General features: G+C 63.6%; 17 protein-coding genes and 1 tRNA gene. 4 read left to right on the forward strand and 14 right to left on the reverse strand.

Features of this window, described 5'->3' with window-relative positions:
* The first annotated feature begins 5 nt into the window (after positions 1-5).
* Together serS and cysG are read left to right on the forward strand one after the other, a co-directional pair.
* Positions 6-1,286, forward strand: a complete 1,281-nt coding sequence (gene serS / locus HU760_RS09745; protein WP_186674645.1) for a serine--tRNA ligase — start codon at positions 6-8, stop codon at positions 1,284-1,286.
* Positions 1,287-2,678 (forward strand): siroheme synthase CysG, encoded by a 1,392-nt coding sequence (gene cysG / locus HU760_RS09750; protein ID WP_186674644.1) that lies wholly within the window; start codon positions 1,287-1,289, stop codon positions 2,676-2,678.
* A gap of 33 nt (positions 2,679-2,711) precedes the next feature.
* Here cysG and HU760_RS09755 read toward each other — a convergent pair whose 3' ends face one another.
* The 8 genes from HU760_RS09755 to HU760_RS09790 form a co-directional block, all read right to left on the reverse strand.
* Complete coding sequence (locus HU760_RS09755) at positions 2,712-3,671, reverse strand: glutathione S-transferase family protein (RefSeq protein WP_186674643.1); 960 nt, start codon at positions 3,669-3,671, stop codon at positions 2,712-2,714.
* A gap of 93 nt (positions 3,672-3,764) precedes the next feature.
* On the reverse strand, positions 3,765-4,766 hold the full coding sequence (locus HU760_RS09760; protein WP_186674642.1) for a glycosyl transferase family protein: 1,002 nt from the start codon (positions 4,764-4,766) through the stop codon (positions 3,765-3,767).
* Positions 4,763-5,098, reverse strand: coding sequence for a TusE/DsrC/DsvC family sulfur relay protein (locus HU760_RS09765; protein WP_186674641.1), 336 nt, complete (start codon positions 5,096-5,098; stop codon positions 4,763-4,765). The genes HU760_RS09760 and HU760_RS09765 overlap by 4 nt, the downstream gene beginning before the upstream one ends.
* Entirely contained in the window at positions 5,095-5,391 is a 297-nt protein-coding gene (tusB, locus tag HU760_RS09770; protein ID WP_186674640.1) for a sulfurtransferase complex subunit TusB, read from the reverse strand. The genes HU760_RS09765 and tusB overlap by 4 nt, the downstream gene beginning before the upstream one ends.
* A complete protein-coding gene (tusC, locus tag HU760_RS09775; RefSeq protein ID WP_186674639.1) occupies positions 5,391-5,750 on the reverse strand; it encodes a sulfurtransferase complex subunit TusC in 360 nt (119 codons plus the stop codon). Before tusC ends, tusB begins: the two co-directional genes overlap by 1 nt.
* Before the next feature lies 1 nt (position 5,751).
* Positions 5,752-6,144, reverse strand: coding sequence for a sulfurtransferase complex subunit TusD (gene tusD / locus HU760_RS09780; protein WP_186674638.1), 393 nt, complete (start codon positions 6,142-6,144; stop codon positions 5,752-5,754).
* 168 nt (positions 6,145-6,312) lie between these two features.
* On the reverse strand, positions 6,313-7,692 hold the full coding sequence (locus HU760_RS09785) for a nucleobase:cation symporter-2 family protein (RefSeq protein ID WP_186674637.1): 1,380 nt from the start codon (positions 7,690-7,692) through the stop codon (positions 6,313-6,315).
* Between the two features lie 171 nt (positions 7,693-7,863).
* Positions 7,864-8,535, reverse strand: coding sequence for a Bax inhibitor-1/YccA family protein (locus HU760_RS09790; protein WP_186674636.1), 672 nt, complete (start codon positions 8,533-8,535; stop codon positions 7,864-7,866).
* 133 nt (positions 8,536-8,668) lie between these two features.
* Between HU760_RS09790 and HU760_RS09795 the strand changes: the two genes are divergently transcribed.
* Positions 8,669-8,756, forward strand: a tRNA-Ser gene (locus HU760_RS09795).
* A gap of 91 nt (positions 8,757-8,847) precedes the next feature.
* Here the strand turns inward: HU760_RS09795 and HU760_RS09800 are convergent.
* From HU760_RS09800 to HU760_RS09815, 4 genes are all read right to left on the reverse strand, one after another.
* A complete protein-coding gene (locus HU760_RS09800) occupies positions 8,848-9,033 on the reverse strand; it encodes a hypothetical protein (RefSeq protein ID WP_186674635.1) in 186 nt (61 codons plus the stop codon).
* Between the two features lie 294 nt (positions 9,034-9,327).
* A complete protein-coding gene (locus HU760_RS09805) occupies positions 9,328-10,371 on the reverse strand; it encodes an alpha/beta fold hydrolase (RefSeq protein WP_186674634.1) in 1,044 nt (347 codons plus the stop codon).
* Between the two features lie 149 nt (positions 10,372-10,520).
* Complete coding sequence (locus tag HU760_RS09810) at positions 10,521-11,099, reverse strand: cysteine hydrolase family protein (protein WP_186674633.1); 579 nt, start codon at positions 11,097-11,099, stop codon at positions 10,521-10,523.
* 536 nt (positions 11,100-11,635) lie between these two features.
* Entirely contained in the window at positions 11,636-12,541 is a 906-nt protein-coding gene (locus HU760_RS09815) for a LysR family transcriptional regulator (RefSeq protein ID WP_186674632.1), read from the reverse strand.
* A gap of 98 nt (positions 12,542-12,639) precedes the next feature.
* Between HU760_RS09815 and HU760_RS09820 the strand changes: the two genes are divergently transcribed.
* Entirely contained in the window at positions 12,640-13,401 is a 762-nt protein-coding gene (locus HU760_RS09820; protein WP_186674631.1) for a sulfite exporter TauE/SafE family protein, read from the forward strand.
* 1 nt (position 13,402) lies between these two features.
* Here HU760_RS09820 and HU760_RS09825 read toward each other — a convergent pair whose 3' ends face one another.
* On the reverse strand, positions 13,403-14,827 hold the full coding sequence (locus tag HU760_RS09825; RefSeq protein ID WP_186674853.1) for a GGDEF domain-containing protein: 1,425 nt from the start codon (positions 14,825-14,827) through the stop codon (positions 13,403-13,405).
* A gap of 138 nt (positions 14,828-14,965) precedes the next feature.
* Positions 14,966-16,795, reverse strand: coding sequence for an SLC13 family permease (locus HU760_RS09830; protein WP_186674630.1), 1,830 nt, complete (start codon positions 16,793-16,795; stop codon positions 14,966-14,968).

Below are 16,795 nucleotides of genomic sequence, written 5' to 3' on the forward strand. Positions count from 1 at the left end.
ACGATATGCTCGATTCCAAACTGTTACGCGGCCAACTTCAGGAAGTGGCGGATCGCCTGGCCTCCCGTGGCTTCAGCCTGGATGTCGCGCGCATCGAATCACTGGAAGAGCGCCGCAAGGCGGTGCAGACCCGCACCGAGCAACTGCAGGCCGAGCGTAATGCCCGTTCCAAGTCCATCGGCCAGGCCAAGGCCAAGGGCGAAGACATTGCGCCGCTGATGGCCGATGTCGAGCGCATGGCCAACGAACTGGCGGCCGGCAAAGCCGAGCTGGATGGCATCCAGGCCGAACTGGACGGCATCCTGCTGACCATCCCCAACCTGCCGGACGCCAGCGTACCGGTCGGTGCCAGCGAAGACGACAACGTCGAAGTGCGCCGCTGGGGCACGCCAAGAAACTTCGACTTCGAAATCAAGGACCACGTCGCCCTCGGCGAAATCAGCGGTGGCCTGGACTTCGAAGCCGCCGCCAAACTGTCTGGCGCCCGCTTTGCCGTGCTGCGCGGGCCGATCGCCCGCCTGCACCGCGCCCTGGCGCAGTTCATGATCAACCTGCACACCGGTGAGCACGGTTACGAGGAGCACTACACCCCGTACCTGGTGCAAGCTCCGGCCCTGCAGGGTACCGGCCAGCTGCCGAAGTTCGAGGAAGACCTGTTCAAGATCAGCCGCGAAGGCGAGGCTGACTTCTACCTGATTCCGACCGCCGAAGTGTCGCTGACCAACCTGGTGGCGGGTGAAATCCTCGATGCCAGGCAACTGCCGCTGAAGCTGGTGGCCCACACCCCGTGCTTCCGCAGCGAAGCCGGTGCTTCCGGCCGCGACACCCGCGGCATGATCCGCCAGCACCAGTTCGACAAGGTCGAGATGGTGCAAGTCGTCGAACCGTCCAAGTCGATGGAAGCCCTGGAAGGCCTGACCGCCAACGCCGAGCGCGTACTGCAGCTGCTGGAGTTGCCATACCGCGTGCTGGCCCTGTGCACCGGCGACATGGGCTTTGGCGCAGTGAAAACCTACGACCTGGAAGTGTGGGTGCCGAGCCAGGACAAGTACCGTGAAATCAGCTCGTGCTCCAACTGCGGCGATTTCCAGGCGCGCCGCATGCAGGCCCGCTGGCGCAACCCGGAAACCGGCAAACCAGAGCTGGTGCACACCCTCAATGGCTCCGGCCTGGCGGTGGGGCGTACCTTGGTCGCCGTGCTGGAAAACTACCAGCAGGCGGACGGTTCGATCCGCGTACCAGAGGTGCTGAAGCCGTACATGGGCGGCGTCGAGGTCATCCGCTAAATGGATTACCTGCCGCTGTTCCACAAGCTGCAGGGCGGCCGCGTGCTGGTCGTCGGCGGTGGCGAGATCGCCCTGCGCAAGGCGCGCCTGCTGGCCGATGCCGGTGCCGCGCTGCGCGTGGTGGCGCCGGAGGTCGACGGCCAATTGGCCGCGCTGGCCCGGGAAGGTGGCGGTGAGGTGCTGGTGCGTGGCTATCAGGCAACCGACCTGGTCGGTTGCCTGCTGGTGATCGCAGCCACTGACGACACTGGGCTCAATGCCCAGGTGTCGGCCGACGCGCAGGCCCTCAGTCTGCCAGTCAATGTGGTGGATGCGCCGGCCCTGTGCACGGTGATTTTCCCGGCGATCGTTGACCGCTCGCCCCTGGTGATTGCAGTTTCCAGCGGCGGTGACGCGCCGGTGCTGGCGCGCTTGATTCGTGCCAAGCTCGAGGCCTGGATCCCATCGGCCTATGGCGAGCTGGCCGGCCTGGCAGCGCGGTTCCGGCACAAGGTCAAGTCCTTGTACCCGGACGTCAACCAGCGCCGTGGCTTCTGGGAAACCGTGTTCCAGGGCCCGGTCGCCGAACGCCAGCTGGCCGGGCAGGGCGCCGAGGCCGAGCGCCTGCTGCAGGCGATGGTGGACGGTGCGCCGGTACAGCAAGGCGGTGAGGTGTACCTGGTGGGGGCTGGCCCGGGCGATCCGGACCTGCTGACCTTCCGTGCCTTGCGCCTGATGCAGCAGGCCGACGTGGTGCTGTACGACCGCCTGGTGGCACCGGCAATCATCGAGATGTGCCGGCGCGATGCCGAGCGTATCTATGTGGGCAAGCGCCGTGCCGACCATGCCGTGCCGCAAGACCAGATCAACCGGCTGCTGGTCGATCTGGCCCGGCAGGGCAAGCGAGTATTGCGCCTGAAGGGCGGCGACCCGTTCATTTTCGGGCGCGGTGGCGAAGAGATCGAAGAGCTCGCCGAGCAGGGCATTCCGTTTCAGGTGGTGCCGGGCATTACTGCGGCCAGTGGCTGTTCCGCCTATGGCGGGATTCCGCTGACTCACCGTGATTATGCGCAGTCGGTACGCTTCGTGACCGGGCACCTGAAGGATGGTACCAGCAACCTGCCTTGGGACGACCTGGTGGCACCGGCGCAAACCCTGGTGTTCTACATGGGCCTGGTCGGTTTGCCGACCATCTGTGCCGAGCTGATTCGCCATGGCCGCGCAGCCAGTACCCCGGCAGCGCTGGTACAGCAGGGGACCACGCGTAATCAGCGGGTGTTCACCGGCACCCTGGCAGACCTACCGGACTTGGTGGCGCGGCATGAAGTGCATGCGCCAACCCTGGTGATTGTCGGGGAAGTGGTGCAGTTGCGTGACAAGCTGGCCTGGTTCGAAGGTTCGCAGAACAGCTGAAACGGCCGGGGCTGCTACGCCGCCCCGGCAGTCTCAAGCCTGCCAGATCCCTTCGCCCGGCAACCGTTCCCGATCATGCGGCAGGCTGAAGTCCTGTAGCGGCCCTTTGGGCACGATCCCGTTCGGGTTGATGGTCTTGTGGCTCATGTAATAGTGCTTCTGGATATGCTCCATGTTCACCGTACCCGCCACGCCTGGCCATTGATACAGCTCGCGCAGCCAGTTTGACAGGTTGTGGTAATCGCTCAGGCGCCGCAGGTTGCACTTGAAGTGGCCGTGGTACACCGCATCGAAGCGCACCAGGGTGGTGAACAGGCGCACATCGGCTTCGGTCAGGTACTCGCCTGCCAGGTAGCGGTTGCGGCTGAGCAGGTCTTCCAGATAATCCAGTTCGTTGAATACGTCGTCGAACGCCGCCTCGTAGGCCTCCTGCGTGGTGGCGAAGCCTGCGCGGTATACGCCGTTGTTCACCGCCGGGTAGATGCGCTCGTTCAATGCCTCGATAGCCGGGCGCAGCGGCGCAGGGTAGAGGTCCAGCGTATTGCCGGTCAGTTCGTTGAACGCGCTGTTGAAGATGCGGATGATCTCCGACGATTCGTTGTTGACGATGCGCTTGGCTTGCTTGTCCCACAGCACCGGTACTGTCACGCGGCCCGTGTAGTGTGGGTCGTCCTGGGTATAGCGTTGGTGCAGATACTGCAGGGCGTCGAGGTGGTCACCAGAGGAGCCTTGCTGCTGATCGAAGGTCCAGCCATGGTCCTGCATCAGCCAGCTGACCACCGACACATCGATCAGTGGTTCCAGGCCCTTGAGGGCGCGGACGATCAGGGTGCGGTGTGCCCATGGGCAAGCTAGCGAGACATACAGGTGGTAACGGCCGGCTTCGGGGGCGGGCAACTGATTGCGGCGCTGGGCGTTCTCGCGTTTGAACGTGCCGTCCTTGCCGTTTTCATACCACTGGTCATGCCAGCGGCCATCGATCAAAAGGCCCATGGTGAGCTCCTGGAACAAATTGTTTCTCGTTGGAGCCCAGTCTAGGCCAGATCGTTCGAAAAAATAACGCAAAGATCCGGGTGTTATGATCGACTAGATCGATCGATTCCGCGCTTGCCAATAGCCCTGGGCTGTTGCGAACGCCTGCTCGCGGGCCTGGCCCAGGCCGCGCAGTGCCAAGGCCATGGTTGCGATGACGGCCTTCTCACCGTAGCTGTCTTCAACCTCGCCACGCCAGAAGGCCAGCAAATGCTCCGGTTGCAGGCTTGGCGGCTTGACGTGACGGCGCTCGCTCAATGCCGGCCACTCTTCGTCCCAGGCCTCACCTGCCGTGGTGCCATAAAGATGGCTGATGACATCAGGGTTGACCTCGATCTCACCGCCATCGCCCTTGATCACCAGCGCATGGTCGCCCAGCAGGCGGCTGGCCTCGCGGTGAACCGCCTGGTAACCGGGGTGGAAGATGCTCTGCAGGCCACAGCGTGCGCCCAGCGGGTTGAGCATGCGCGCCAGTGAATGGATCGGTGAGCGCAGGCCCAAGATGTTGCGCAGGTCGATCATGCGCTGCAATTGCGGCGCCCAATCCTGCAACGGGAAGAAAGCCAGCTGATGCTGGTGCAGTGCGTCACCGACGGCAGCCCAGTTGCGGCACGGCGGGATCTGCAACAGGTCGAGCAGTTGCTCGGTGTACATGCGCCCGGCGGTGTGTGCGCCGCCGCCGTGCATCAGGATGCGCACACCATGGCTGGCCAGGCACTTGGCGGCCAGCAGGTACCAGGGCAGATGGCGTTTCTTGCCGGCATACGTGGGCCAGTCCAGGTCCACGGCGATGCGCGGGGCTTGCAGCTGCGCGCGCAGCGCCTCGGTGAAGCCGGCCAGTTCCTCTGCGCTTTCTTCCTTGTGCCGCAGCAGCATGAGGAAAGCGCCGAGCTGGGCGTCTTCGACCTTGTCTTCCAGCAGCAGAGTCATGGCCGCGCGCGCCTCTTCGCGGGTCAGGCCACGCGCGCCGCGCTTGCCTTTGCCGAGAATACGCACGAATTCGGCGAACGGGTGTTCGGCCGGGGTTTCCAGTATGAGCGGGCGTGGCTGGGTCATATGCAGTTGGTCGGTTTGGGCAGGCCCGCCAGCTTGGCGGCGAGTTTGGCGGGAGTGCCGTTGAACAGGCGGTTCAAGTGTGGGCTATTGCCCTTGGCCGGGCCCAGCTTGAGGGCCGTGTACTTGATCAGCGGGCGGGTGGCCGGGGACAGCTGGTATTCCTGGTAGAACTGGCGCAGCAGTTCGAGGATCTCCCAGTGATCTGCAGTCAGCGGGATGCCTTCGCGCGCCGCCAATGCCTCGGCCGCGGCCTGTGACCAGTCTTGCAGGTCGACCAGGAAGCCGTCCTTGTCCAGGGCGATCGTCCGATCGCCAACGGTGAGCGTATTCATAGCCAGCTGTTGACCTTGTCGTAATGCAGCGACAGTTCGACGAAACCTGCGTAGTCCACGGCCTTGGCCAGTTCGTTGGCAACCGCGCGGGCGTGTACGTCCTCATCCAGGGCGAACAGGCGCTGAGCCAGGCTGGCGGCTTGCAACTGGCGGTACGGCTCGCTGCCACTGCGCAGGGCGTATACCGCGTCACCGCACAGCAGCAGGGCATCGTCGGCACCCAGCAGCCGCAGGCAGCTGGCCAGGCGCTCGTCACCAAAGGGGGAGTGGGCAATTACATGCAAGGTCGTCATCAGAGCGTTACCACCTGGTCAAAACGGGCGAGCAGCGTAGCCAGAGCGGCGTCGTCGAGCACTTGTACCGGCAGCGCGAGGCTGTCGGCAGCCAGGCCGCGCCGGGCGAGGCTGTGGCTGCAGGCAAACAGTTCCTCGACACCGAACATTGGCAGCGCTTGCAGGTTGGCAGCCAGGTTCTTCTGTTGCACGGCAGCGGGCTGCTGGTGCGGTGCAAGCTGGAATACCCCGTCGTCGAGGAACAGCATGCCCAGTGGCAGATCGAACGCACCGCCAGCCAGGGCGATGTCCAGCGCCTCACGCGCCGATGGGCCGTTCCAGGGAGCCTGGCGGCTGATGATCAATAACGATTTAGCCATTTCAGTCACCCCCGAAGCAGACAAGGCGATCAGCAACCTGGGCTGCCTCGTGCAGTTGGCCGAGCCCCGACAGCTCCCAGGGCTTGGGCAGGTTCACGGCCGGGCGTTGGTAGCGGTTGGCCTCGGCCTCGTCGAGCACACCACGGCGCAGGGCGGCGGCAATGCATACCACGGCGTCCAGCTGGTTGGTCTCGATAAAGGCACGCCACTGGCCGGCCACATCCAGCTCGTCCTGGGGCGCGACCACGTTGGCCGAGGCGCTGTGTACCCCGTCCTGATAGAAAAACAGCCGGGCAATCTCATGTCCGCCGGCCAGCACCGCCTCGGCGAAGCGCAGGGCGCGCCGCGAGGAGGGCGCATGGGCCGGGGAGAACACCGCGATAGCGAATTTCATGGGTAACTCATGCGAAAGGAATGGTGCCAATGATAAAGCAAAAAAGCCCGCGCCCGCTTGTGCCTGCGGGCCGGGCTTTCTGTTGCGCGTGGATCTACAGGATCACGCACACCTTTGGAGCGGCCTCGTGCCGTGAAGGGCTGCAAAGCAGCCTCCATCGCCCGCGACTCAAATCTGCTCCTTGCCCTCCGGCAGGAACCAGTTCAGCACCAGCGCGCAAATCCCTCCAGTCGCCACGCCCGACTCCAGCACATTGCGAATGGCCGTCGGCATGTGCGCCAGGAACTCCGGTACCTGCGCCACACCCAGGCCCAGGGCCAGCGATACCGCGATGATCAGCAGGGCGCGACGATCCAGCCGGGTGCTGGCCAGAATGTTGATACCTGAAGCCGCAACTGCCCCGAACATGACCATGGCTGCACCACCCAGTACTGGCTCCGGCACTGCCTGGATCACCCCGGCAACACTCGGGAACAGGCCCAGCAGCACCAGCATCAGGGCGATCCAGATACCGATATGGCGGCTGGCGATACCGGTCAACTGAATGACGCCGTTGTTCTGCGCAAAGATCGAGCTCGGGAAGGTGTTGAAGAAACCGGCAAGCAAAGAGTTGGCCCCATTGACCAGAACGCCGCCCTTGATCCGCTGCATCCACAGCGGCCCTTCGACCGGCTGGCGCGATACCTTGCTGGTGGCAGTGACGTCGCCGATGGCTTCCAGCGATGTCACCAGGTAGATCACCAGCATTGGAATGAACAGCGCCCAGGAGAAGCCCAGGCCAAAGTGCAGCGGCATTGGTACCTGGAACAGCGCCGCTTCATGCATGCCGGTGAAGTCGAGGCGGCCCAGGTAGCCCGCCAGCGCATAGCCGACCGCCAGGGCGATGACGATGGCACAGCTGCGCATCCACACCACCGGGATGCGGTTGAGGACGACGATGATCGCCAGTACCACGCCCGACAGCAGCAGGTTCTCGCCGTTGGCGAACGTGCCGTTGGCCATGGCGCCGAAACCACCGCCCATGCTGATCAGGCCGACCTTGATCAGGGTCAGGCCGATCATCAGCACGACGATGCCGGTCACCAGCGGGGTGATCAGGCGTTTGACGAAGGGCAGGATGCGCGACACCCCCATTTCGACGAACGAGCCGGCGATGACCACGCCAAAGATTGCGGCCATTACCCCTTCGACCGGCGTGCCTTGCTTGACCATCAGCGCGCCGCCGGCAATCAGCGGGCCAACGAAGTTGAAGCTGGTGCCCTGGACTATCAGCAGCCCGGCACCAAACGGCCCGAAGCGCTTGCACTGGACGAAGGTGGCTATGCCGGAGATCACCAGCGACATCGATACGATCAGGTTGGTATCCCGCGCCGAAACCCCCAGTGCCTGGCAAATCAGCAAGCCCGGGGTGACGATCGGCACGATGATCGCCAGCAGGTGCTGCAAGGCTGCCAGCAGGCCGATCAACAGCCGTGGCCTGTCCTCCAGGCCAAGCACCAGTTCATTGGCAGGCGCCGCCGCGCCCGGGCTGTGTTCGTGTGAGCTCATGGCTGAAAGCTGCCCCGGTGAAAAAAGGAGCGCATTCTACGGGGTGCGGGTGGATTGGGGTAGAGAAAAGCACGATGGTACCGCCTTTGCCGATGTTCACGGCTCATCGCTGCGATCATCCGACAAGCACAAAAAAGCCCGCCGAAGCGGGCTTGTTCAGGCGGCACTCAATCAGTCGTCACGACCCATGATGCCAAACAGTTGCAGCAGGCTGACGAACAGGTTGTAGATCGATACATACAGGCTGATGGTCGCCATGATGTAGTTGCGTTCGCCACCGTGAATGATCGCGCTGGTCTGGAACAGGATGCAGACCGACGAGAACAGTACGAAGCCGGCGCTGATCGCCAGTTGCAGACCGCTGATCTGGAAGAACAAGCTGGCCAGCACCGCGCCCAGCAGAACGAAGAAGCCTGCGGTGATGAAGCCGCCGAGGAAGCTCATGTCCTTGCGGGTAATCAGCACATAGGCCGACAGGCCACCGAACACCAGCGCGGTCATGGCAAATGCCGAGCTGACCACCTCGGCGCCACCGGCCATGCCCAGGTAACGGTTGAGGATAGGGCCGAGGATGAAGCCCATGAAGCCGGTGAGGGCGAAGGTGGACACCAGGCCCCAGGCGGAATCACGCAGTTTGTTGGTGAGGAAGAACAACCCGTAGAAGCCGATCAGCACCACGAACACGTTCGGGTAGCCGACGCGCATCTGCTGGGCCACGAAGGCCATAACACCGCTGAAGGCGAGGGTAAGCGCCAGCAGGCTGTACGTGTTGCGCAGGACCTTGCTGATCTCCTGCTGCTCGACCTGCTGGCCGTGGTGTACGGCGTAATCCTGTTCGCGCATGGCGACACTCCTTGATGAACCTGTGGTTTCGAACGTTCGGATGCCTGAAGTCTATCAGAGCTGCCGCAACCCGCGACACAGAGAGTTTGACAGCTTGTTTCATTACGGTATGATGGCGGCCGCAAAACGAGCTGGAAGCGTGGCCGAGTGGTTTAAGGCAACGGTCTTGAAAACCGTCGATGGGCAACTATCCTAGAGTTCGAATCTCTACGCTTCCGCCATATTTCTTCAACAAAGGCCCCGATTATTCGGGGCTTTTGTCTTTCCGCGGCCGGGAAAACCGGCGCCCCGCACGAATGCCTTGCGCAGCCCTTATTGCAAGGTCATCGGCTTCATGCCGTCCGGCAATTTGCGCATCGTCTCTTCTATCCGCGCGATCGTTCCCGCGAGTTCGTCCGCTTCCATGTCCTTGCCCTCCCTCCTCAGGCGATCACGCTCCAGGCGCAGGTTAAGTAGATTTTTCTGCAGTTTCAGGGCCGAGGAATTGAATGGGTCCATGTTTTTCTCATGCTGTAGGCCTCCTTGCCGTTGTAGGAAAACTGGACCGTAGCAGCTCGAATTTGCCGGAGAAACTGATGTTTCATACAGGCGATGCTCGCTGATAGGAAACTTCCTACGTTGCATGGAAAATGATCCTACAACCCTCGTTTCAACTCATGTCTAAGCAACCCGTCTCCATCCCCCGTGCTAGCGGGTCGCCATCGGTTCCGGGCAGTGCAGGCCATCCACTCGGCTCCATACTGGGCCTGCCGTGCTTTTTGAAACGTTCTGTAGCAATTGCCGGCCGCGACGTTAAAGGTGATCCGCATCCACAACTGCCTGGATGAACGCCTGCGGTGCTTCCTGGGGCAGGTTGTGGCCAATCCCGCCGCTGATCAGCCGGTACTGGTACTTGCCGGTAAAGCGCTGCGCATAGGCTTCGGCTGGTGGATGCGGGGCGCCGTTGGCGTCGCCCTCCAGGGTGATGGTCGGCACGCTGATGCCAGGGAAGCGGGCCAGCCTGGCTTCAAGCGGGTCGTAGCGTGTTTCGCCTTGGGCCAGTCCCAGCCGCCAGCGGTAGTTATGCACGGTGATCGCTACCTGGTCGGGGTTGTCCAGAGCCTTGGCACTGCGCTCGAAGGTGGCATCGTCGAAGGCCCACTTGGGGGAGGCGGTTTGCCAGATCAGTTTGGCGAAGGCATGGCGGTTCTGCTCATAGCCGGCCTGGCCGCGTGCGGTGGCGAAGTAATACTGGTACCACCATTGCAGTTCGGCGCTGGGGGGCAGGGGGGCCTTGGCGGCTTCCTGGCTGCTGATCAGGTAGCCGCTGACCGACACCAGCGCCTTGACCCGCTCGGGCCACAGTGCCGAGACGATGTCGGCCGTGCGTGCGCCCCAATCGAAGCCGGCGAGCACGGCACGCTGGATATGCAGCGCGTCCATGAACGCGATGAGGTCGCTGGCCAGCGCTGCTGGCTGGGCGTTGCGTGGGGTGGCGGCAGACAGGAAGCGGGTCTGGCCATAGCCGCGTACGTAGGGCACCAACACCCGGTAGCCTTTGGCGGCGAGGGCTGGTGCGACGTGTTCGAAGCTGTGGATGTCGTAGGGCCAGCCATGCAACAGGATCACTACCGGGCCGTCGGCAGGGCCTTGCTCGACATAGGCCACGTCGAGCACGCCGGCGTTGATGTGTTTCAGCGGGCCGAAGTCATCCGTCACGCTGGCGGCTGGCTGAACCTGCTGTGACGCAGCCGTGGCGATATTCGGCGCCATCAGGCCAAGCGGCAGCAGGGCACAGGCAAGCAGCGTACGGCTGAAACGGCGTGGCAGGGCAGTGCTCGAGTGGCGGGCAGACATTGGGCATCTCCTTGGCGAAGCCATCGGTGCGGGTTGATGGGTACCAGTAAAGATGAGGGCTGTATCGGGGATATGTCCGCTCGGCCTGCAGCCGCATGGTTGTGTATCAGGGCTCAGTCTGTACACATGAAGATACAAATACCGGAGGGTCAGCGGCCGCCCGCAAGCGTGCTGCCAGCCAGTACCTGTTCCGTGCGCGAGATACGCGCATAATCCAGGGCCAGGTTGGCCAGCGACAGCGCATGCACATCCTCTGCAGGCCACAACCGGCCTTGCAGGTCGTGCAGGTCGAAGGTGAAGCAGGCATCTTCGACCACCACCACGTCGAAACCGAGGTTGCCCGCCGAGCGGGCGGTGGATTCCACGGAGTTGTTGGTAATGACCCCGGCGATGACCAGTTGGTGGATGCCACGGGTGTGCAGCCAGCGCTCCAGGCCGGAGTTGGCGAAGGCGTCGGGCACATGTTTGTCGAACAGCGTTTCGCTCGCCAGTGGCGTGAAAGCAGGCTGGAATTCGCAACCGGACTGGCCTGGCCAGAACACCGAATCCACGGAGCGTGACAGATGGCGTACATGAACCACCGGGCGTGCCGAGTGACGCCAGGCAGCCAGCAACTCGCCCATGCGCAGTTCGGCTTCGGGGTTGTTACGCCGGCCCAGACGTGGGTGATGGATGCCAGCCTGAAGGTCGATCAGCAGCAGGGCTGCGTTGACGGCGAAAGCGGTCATGGCGGGGTGGCACTCCTTGGCAGGTTCGAGCGGTTGACCCTAGCACAGCGGGAATGACTGGGCAGCCTGCGTGAATATCCGGACGGGCTGCTGCGCAGCCCAGCGACGCAAGCAGGGCTTGGTATCTGATCCGCTTTTTTTCCATAAACCTGAATCTGTAACCGTATCAGCCCAGGCCGGACAATAGGCCTATTCCCGCATCCATACTGTTGAGGTTCCGATGGGCAAGCTCGCGCTGTTCCTGGGTGGTTTTCTATTGTTGACCCTGCTGATTGGTATTCTTGGCACCATCCCGCCAAGCTGAACTTGATTTCTACACACGCCACATCTGCGCGGCCTGCCCGGCTTTCGGGCGGGCCTGCTGCTGTGCTTTTTTTGGCCGATTCACCCTACCGATTTGTACGATAAGTCATTCTTTACGCTGGGAAATCTGTCCACAAAAAACGTGGGTAGGTCTGTGGATAAAGTGCTGCAAGCCAAGCACACGGCGGGCTCTGTTAAATTGAGCAGAATTTGAACAGTCGTTTCGAGGTGTTTCAGTAACCCATGCCGGCGCGCCGTAGGGCCTCAAGCAAGTCTCGTACGCGCGCCGGCAGCCCGCCGGCAGGGTAAACGGCATGCATCTGCGCGTCCTGGCCGCTGCTGGAGGTCAGGCGGTAGTGCGGGCATACCCGCACCAGGCGCCCGGCCCTGACCTGCGTTTCGCCGACCCAGGCAGCCAGGCGGGCGATACCGGCACCGGCCAGCGTGCTGTGATACACCGCGTCGCCTGAATCCAGGCGCAACCTTGGCCTTGGGCGCAGGCTGGTGATCTGTCCGTCACGGCAGAAGTGCCAGGCTTTGAGGATGCGTGGGGCGGTGTGCAGGATCAGTGCGTGCCCGTGCAGCTCTTCGGGGTGCTGCGGCGTGCCTGCCGATGCCAGGTACGCCGGGCTTGCATACAGGTGACGCTGGTAATCCCACAGCGGGTAACCGATCAACTCGCTGGATTGCGGAAAGGCACCGCGCACCACGAAGTCGAATTTGCCTTGCAGCGGATCGAGGGCCCCGTCGCTGTACTGCACGTCCAGTGTTACCTGCGGGTGGCGACGGGAGAACTCGGCCAGTACCTGGGGCAGCACATGTTCACCCAGCAGCTGCGGCACGGCGAAGCGGATCCAGCCCTGTGCACTGCCGCTGAGCGCGGCCAGTTCATCGGCGGCGTCACGTTGCACATCCAGCAAGCGCTCGGCATGTGGCAACAGGCGCTCGCCGGCTTCGGTCAGGCTGACGGCGCTGGCGTTGCGGTTCAGCAGCTTGCTTCCAGCGTTGTCTTCGAGGGTCTGTACTGCGCGGGTTACCGCGCTTGGCGAGCGGCCCAGGGCGCGGGCGGCAGCGACAAAGCTGCGCTTGTGCGCCACGCTGACGAAGGCCTGGATTTCCCGCAGCATGTCCAATGCCATTGACTGTTCCTCGTTGCAGTTTTCGCAATGCGGCATTTCAACACAAGCGCAGCACTTTGATTAGCCTTGCGGACGTCTTCACTGCCTGGAACCGCATCATGATGGATATCGCTGTGCTCTCCGTGTTCGCCTTCGCCGCAGGGTTGATCGACGCTGCCGTCGGTGGCGGCGGACTGATCCAGATTCCGGCCTTGTTCAACGTGTTGCCCACGGCGCAACCGGCGGCACTGCTTGGCAGCAACAAGCTGGCGTCGGTCTGTGGCACGTCGTTCGCGGCCCGTTCGTTCATCCGCAAGGTGACGCTGGACTGGGGGCTGATCGTGCCAGCGGCGCTCAGTGCCTTCGTCATGTCGTTTGCCGGAGCTGCCACGGTGTCGCTGGTGCCGCCCAGCGTGATGCGCCCGGCGGTGCTGGTGCTGATCGTGCTGATGGCCTTCTACACCTTCTGCAAGAAGGATTTCGGCACGTTGCACAAGCCCGCGAAGATCGGCCGCAAGGAGCAGTGCCTGGCAGTACTGATCGGCGGCGCGATCGGCTTTTACGATGGCCTGTTCGGGCCGGGCACCGGCAGCTTCCTGATCTTCCTGTTCATCCGCTTCTTCGCGTTGGACTTCCTGCACGCCTCGGCGTCGGCCAAGCTGGTCAACATCGCCACCAACCTGGCGGCGCTGGTGTTCTTCGTGCCCTCGGGGAATGTGCTGTATGCCATCGCCCTGCCCATGGCCGCGTGCAACGTCATCGGCGCGCTGACCGGTACCTGGCTGGCGGTGCGCAAGGGGGCGGGTTTTGTACGCGGACTGTTCCTGGTGCTGTTGTGCGTGCTGATCGCCAAGCTGTCATGGGACTTGCTGGCCGGCTAGCTCAGATCACCTGGCGCTGCGCCTCGGCCTGCTCCACGCGGTTGCGGCCATGTGCCTTGGCCCGGTACAGCGCCTGGTCGGCGCGCGCCAGCAGTTCGTCCAGGGTGGGCGCTGGCGTGTCGGCGGCACAACCGGCCAGGCCGATACTCACGGTAATCTGCAGGCGCTGGTCGGCCTGCACCACATGCAGCTCCTGGACGGCGCGGCGCAGGCGTTCGGCAGTGAACTTGGCGCGGTCGGGCGCCAGGCCCGGAATGATCACGACGAACTCCTCGCCGCCCAGGCGGGCGAACAGTTCGCTATCGTGCAACTGGTCTTGCAGGGCTCCGGCAAACTGGCGCAGCACCTGGTCGCCCACCGCATGCCCATGGGCATCGTTGACGGCCTTGAAGTGGTCGATGTCCAGCATCATCAGGGTCAGCGGCAGCGCCTGGGCGTGTTGCTGACGGCTGTCCAGCAGGGCATTGGCGCGGCGGGTGAAGGCACTGCGGGTGAGCGCGCCGGTGAGGTGGTCGATGGTGGCCTGATGCGCCAGGCGGGCCATGAGGCTGCGGTTGGCCTGGCTGACGCAGGCGACCACCAGCGGCCCGAGCACCAGCATGGCAATGCCCAGGCGCGCAGACACCAGGGTGGTCACGCCCAGCTCGCTCTGCGGCACGATGAAGTGCATGAGGTTTTGCGCCACCGCCACGATCAGTGTGCTACCGGCGGTAAGCGTCAACAGGGCAACCAGAAACGGTGAATACGTCCAGGCGCACCACAACAGCGCGGCAATCGGGAACGCAATGGCCCCGGGCCCGCCAAAAGCAATGCCCAGCGCCAGCGAAGCCAGCAGTACCAGTAACGGTGCCAGGCGGATGGCCTGGGCGCCGCCACGTACCAGGGCGCGTGCCGAGGGCGCCGTAAGCAGCACTGGCAGCACCAGCACGCTGGTAGAGAACTGTTCGCTGAACCAGGCCAGCCAGGTAGCGTGCAAGGACTGTTCGAACCAGGGGGCGGCCATCAGGGTTGCCATGCTGGCCGCTACCATGGCGCCGGCGGCACAAGCGGCGAACACGCTGATTACGCCGTGGGGGGTACGCATGCGCTGGTGCAGGCGTGGCAAGCGCGAAAGCAACTGCCACAGCGTGACCACCATGCCCAGGTTGCACAGGTTGAACCACAGGGCTGGTACCCAGGCGCTGCCGCACAGCAGGTCGGCGCCAACCATGGCCAGCCAGATCAGGGCGAAGCCCGTCAGCGTTGCCTGCCGCGGGAAGCGCAGCAACACCCCGGCGAGTACCGCATTGACCGGCCAGAACAGCGACAGTGATTCGATCGGACGGGCCAGGATACCGCCCAGGGTCAGGGCGAAGGTCAAGGCAAGCAGAATGACGACGTGCAGCAAGCGCGACTGGGCTGGAAAAACCATGGGCTCGACCGGCAAAGCGGAAACGAAATCCAGGACAACGGCTGGTAGCACCTGGGGCAATGACGTATCAGTGTGTTTCGTCAGGGTACTTGATGTCAATCTGCCGCGATCGGCCGGGATAATGCCAAATTGCCTGCATTGGCTGTCATTGCCTCACAGCCCGAAGAACCACGGCACCATCAAGACCGTCACCAGCATCACCAGGAGGGTGAATGGCACGCCGACCTTGACGAAGTCGGCAAAGCGGTATTGTCCGGGGCCCAGCACCAGGGTGTTGACCGGCGAGGATACCGGTGTCATGAACGCGGCCGAGGCGGCCAACGCCACGGTCATGGCGAACGGGTAGGGTGACATGCCCAGCTGCGCGGCGGTGCTGACGGCGACCGGGGCCATCAATACCGCAGTGGCGGTGTTGGAGATGAACAGGCCGATCAGTGCAGTGACCGCAAACAGGCAGGCCAGGATGGCGCCTGGGCCGGCACCGCCCAGTACGCTGACCAGCCCGCCCACGGCGAGGTCGATGCCACCGGTTTTCTGCAGCGCCTGGGCAAAGGGCAGCATGCCGACAATCAGTACCAGGCTTTGCCAATGGATGGCCCGGTAGGCGCTGTTCATGTCGATGCAGCGGCCTGCGCCCATCAGCAGGCAGCCGATCAGCGCGGCAATGACGTTGGGTACCGCGCCGCTGACCATCAGGCCGACCATCACCGCCAGGCTCAGCAGCGCCTGCGGTGCACGCCTGCGCGCGGGCGCGACCAGGTCGATTTCCGCAGGCAGGCTCAGGACCAGGAAGTCCTTGGGCCGGCTTTGCAGCTGGCGCACCGCCTTCCATGGGCCGACCACCAGCAGGGTGTCACCCAGGCGCAGCTTCTCTTCCACCAGTTGCGCGTCGATCGCTGCCTGTTCGCGGCGCAGGCCAACCACGTTGAGGTCGAAACGGGTGCGAAAGGCCAGTTCGAGGATGCTCTTGCCAATCAGTTGCGAGCCGGGTGGTAGCGACACCTCGGCCATGCCCAGCTCCTGCGACTGGTCGATGAAATACGCTGCCTTGAAGTGCAATGGCTCCAGCTGCATGGACTGGCACAGGCTGCGCAGGTCGTCATGGTTGGCGAACAGGTCCAGCAGCAGCACGTCACCCTGCTGCAGCACGGTACCGGAATCGGCAGCAATCACCCGCGTGGTGAACTTGTGCTGGCGTTCGATACCGATCACGTTGGCGCCATGCCGGGTACGCAGCTCCAGTTCGCCCAGGGTATGGCCGATCAGCGGCGAATGAGGGCGGATGCGCAGGCGCCGCTCACGGCCGTTGAGCTTGTAGTCCAGTACCAGGTCGAGCAAGGTGCGGCGGCTTTCCACCCGGCCGTCCTTGCGTACCTCACCATTCAGCCAATGCCGGGTCAGCAGCATGTAGCCTATGCCCAGCACCAGCACCACCACGCCGAACGGGGTGAAGCTGAAAAAGCTGAAGCCCGCTTCGCCATGGCGCACCAGCTCGCTGTGCACCACCACGTTGGGCGGCGTGGCCACTAGGCTGAGCATGCCGCTGATCAGGCCGGCGAAGGCCAGTGGCATCATCAGCCGGCTGGGTGAAAGCTGCTGGCGCGCGGCGATGCTCAGCACCACCGGGATGAAGATCGCCACCACGCCAGTGGAGCTCATCATCGATCCCAGCCCCGCCACGGCCACCATCAGCAGCACCAGCAGGCGGGCTTCGCTGTTGCCGGCCCGTTCGCTCATCCACTCGCCGATGCGGTAGGCAATGCCGGTGCGCACCAGGCCTTCACCGATCACGAACAGCGCAGCGATCAGCACCACGTTGGGGTCGCTGAAACCGGCCAGTGCCTGCTCCACGGTGAGAATGCCCGACAGCGGCAGGGCGAGGATCACCAATAGCGCGACCACGTCCATGCGCGGGCGGTTGACGACGAACAGGATGATGACGGTGGCCAACAGGCCGAGGACCCAGAGCAGCTCTTGGTTCAT

This window comes from Pseudomonas oryzicola (genome assembly GCF_014269185.2).
GTDB classification, from domain to species: domain Bacteria; phylum Pseudomonadota; class Gammaproteobacteria; order Pseudomonadales; family Pseudomonadaceae; genus Aquipseudomonas; species Aquipseudomonas oryzicola.

Bases quoted from the DNA above. Each gene is read 5' to 3' on its own strand.
- HU760_RS09760 (WP_186674642.1), bottom strand. From the start codon at position 4,766: ATGACCCAGCCACGCCCGCTCATACTGGAAACCCCGGCCGAACACCCG.
- HU760_RS09830 (WP_186674630.1), bottom strand. From the start codon at position 16,795: ATGAACCAAGAGCTGCTCTGGGTCCTCGGCCTGTTGGCCACCGTCATC.
- tusD (WP_186674638.1), bottom strand. From the start codon at position 6,144: ATGAAATTCGCTATCGCGGTGTTCTCCCCGGCCCATGCGCCCTCCTCG.
- tusC (WP_186674639.1), bottom strand. From the start codon at position 5,750: ATGGCTAAATCGTTATTGATCATCAGCCGCCAGGCTCCCTGGAACGGC.
- HU760_RS09790 (WP_186674636.1), bottom strand. From the start codon at position 8,535: ATGCGCGAACAGGATTACGCCGTACACCACGGCCAGCAGGTCGAGCAG.
- tusB (WP_186674640.1), bottom strand. From the start codon at position 5,391: ATGACGACCTTGCATGTAATTGCCCACTCCCCCTTTGGTGACGAGCGC.
- HU760_RS09810 (WP_186674633.1), bottom strand. From the start codon at position 11,099: ATGACCGCTTTCGCCGTCAACGCAGCCCTGCTGCTGATCGACCTTCAG.
- HU760_RS09820 (WP_186674631.1), top strand. From the start codon at position 12,640: ATGATGGATATCGCTGTGCTCTCCGTGTTCGCCTTCGCCGCAGGGTTG.
- HU760_RS09755 (WP_186674643.1), bottom strand. From the start codon at position 3,671: ATGGGCCTTTTGATCGATGGCCGCTGGCATGACCAGTGGTATGAAAAC.
- HU760_RS09800 (WP_186674635.1), bottom strand. From the start codon at position 9,033: ATGGACCCATTCAATTCCTCGGCCCTGAAACTGCAGAAAAATCTACTT.
- HU760_RS09785 (WP_186674637.1), bottom strand. From the start codon at position 7,692: ATGAGCTCACACGAACACAGCCCGGGCGCGGCGGCGCCTGCCAATGAA.
- serS (WP_186674645.1), top strand. From the start codon at position 6: ATGCTCGATTCCAAACTGTTACGCGGCCAACTTCAGGAAGTGGCGGAT.
- cysG (WP_186674644.1), top strand. From the start codon at position 1,287: ATGGATTACCTGCCGCTGTTCCACAAGCTGCAGGGCGGCCGCGTGCTG.
- HU760_RS09765 (WP_186674641.1), bottom strand. From the start codon at position 5,098: ATGAATACGCTCACCGTTGGCGATCGGACGATCGCCCTGGACAAGGAC.
- HU760_RS09815 (WP_186674632.1), bottom strand. From the start codon at position 12,541: ATGGCATTGGACATGCTGCGGGAAATCCAGGCCTTCGTCAGCGTGGCG.
- HU760_RS09805 (WP_186674634.1), bottom strand. From the start codon at position 10,371: ATGTCTGCCCGCCACTCGAGCACTGCCCTGCCACGCCGTTTCAGCCGT.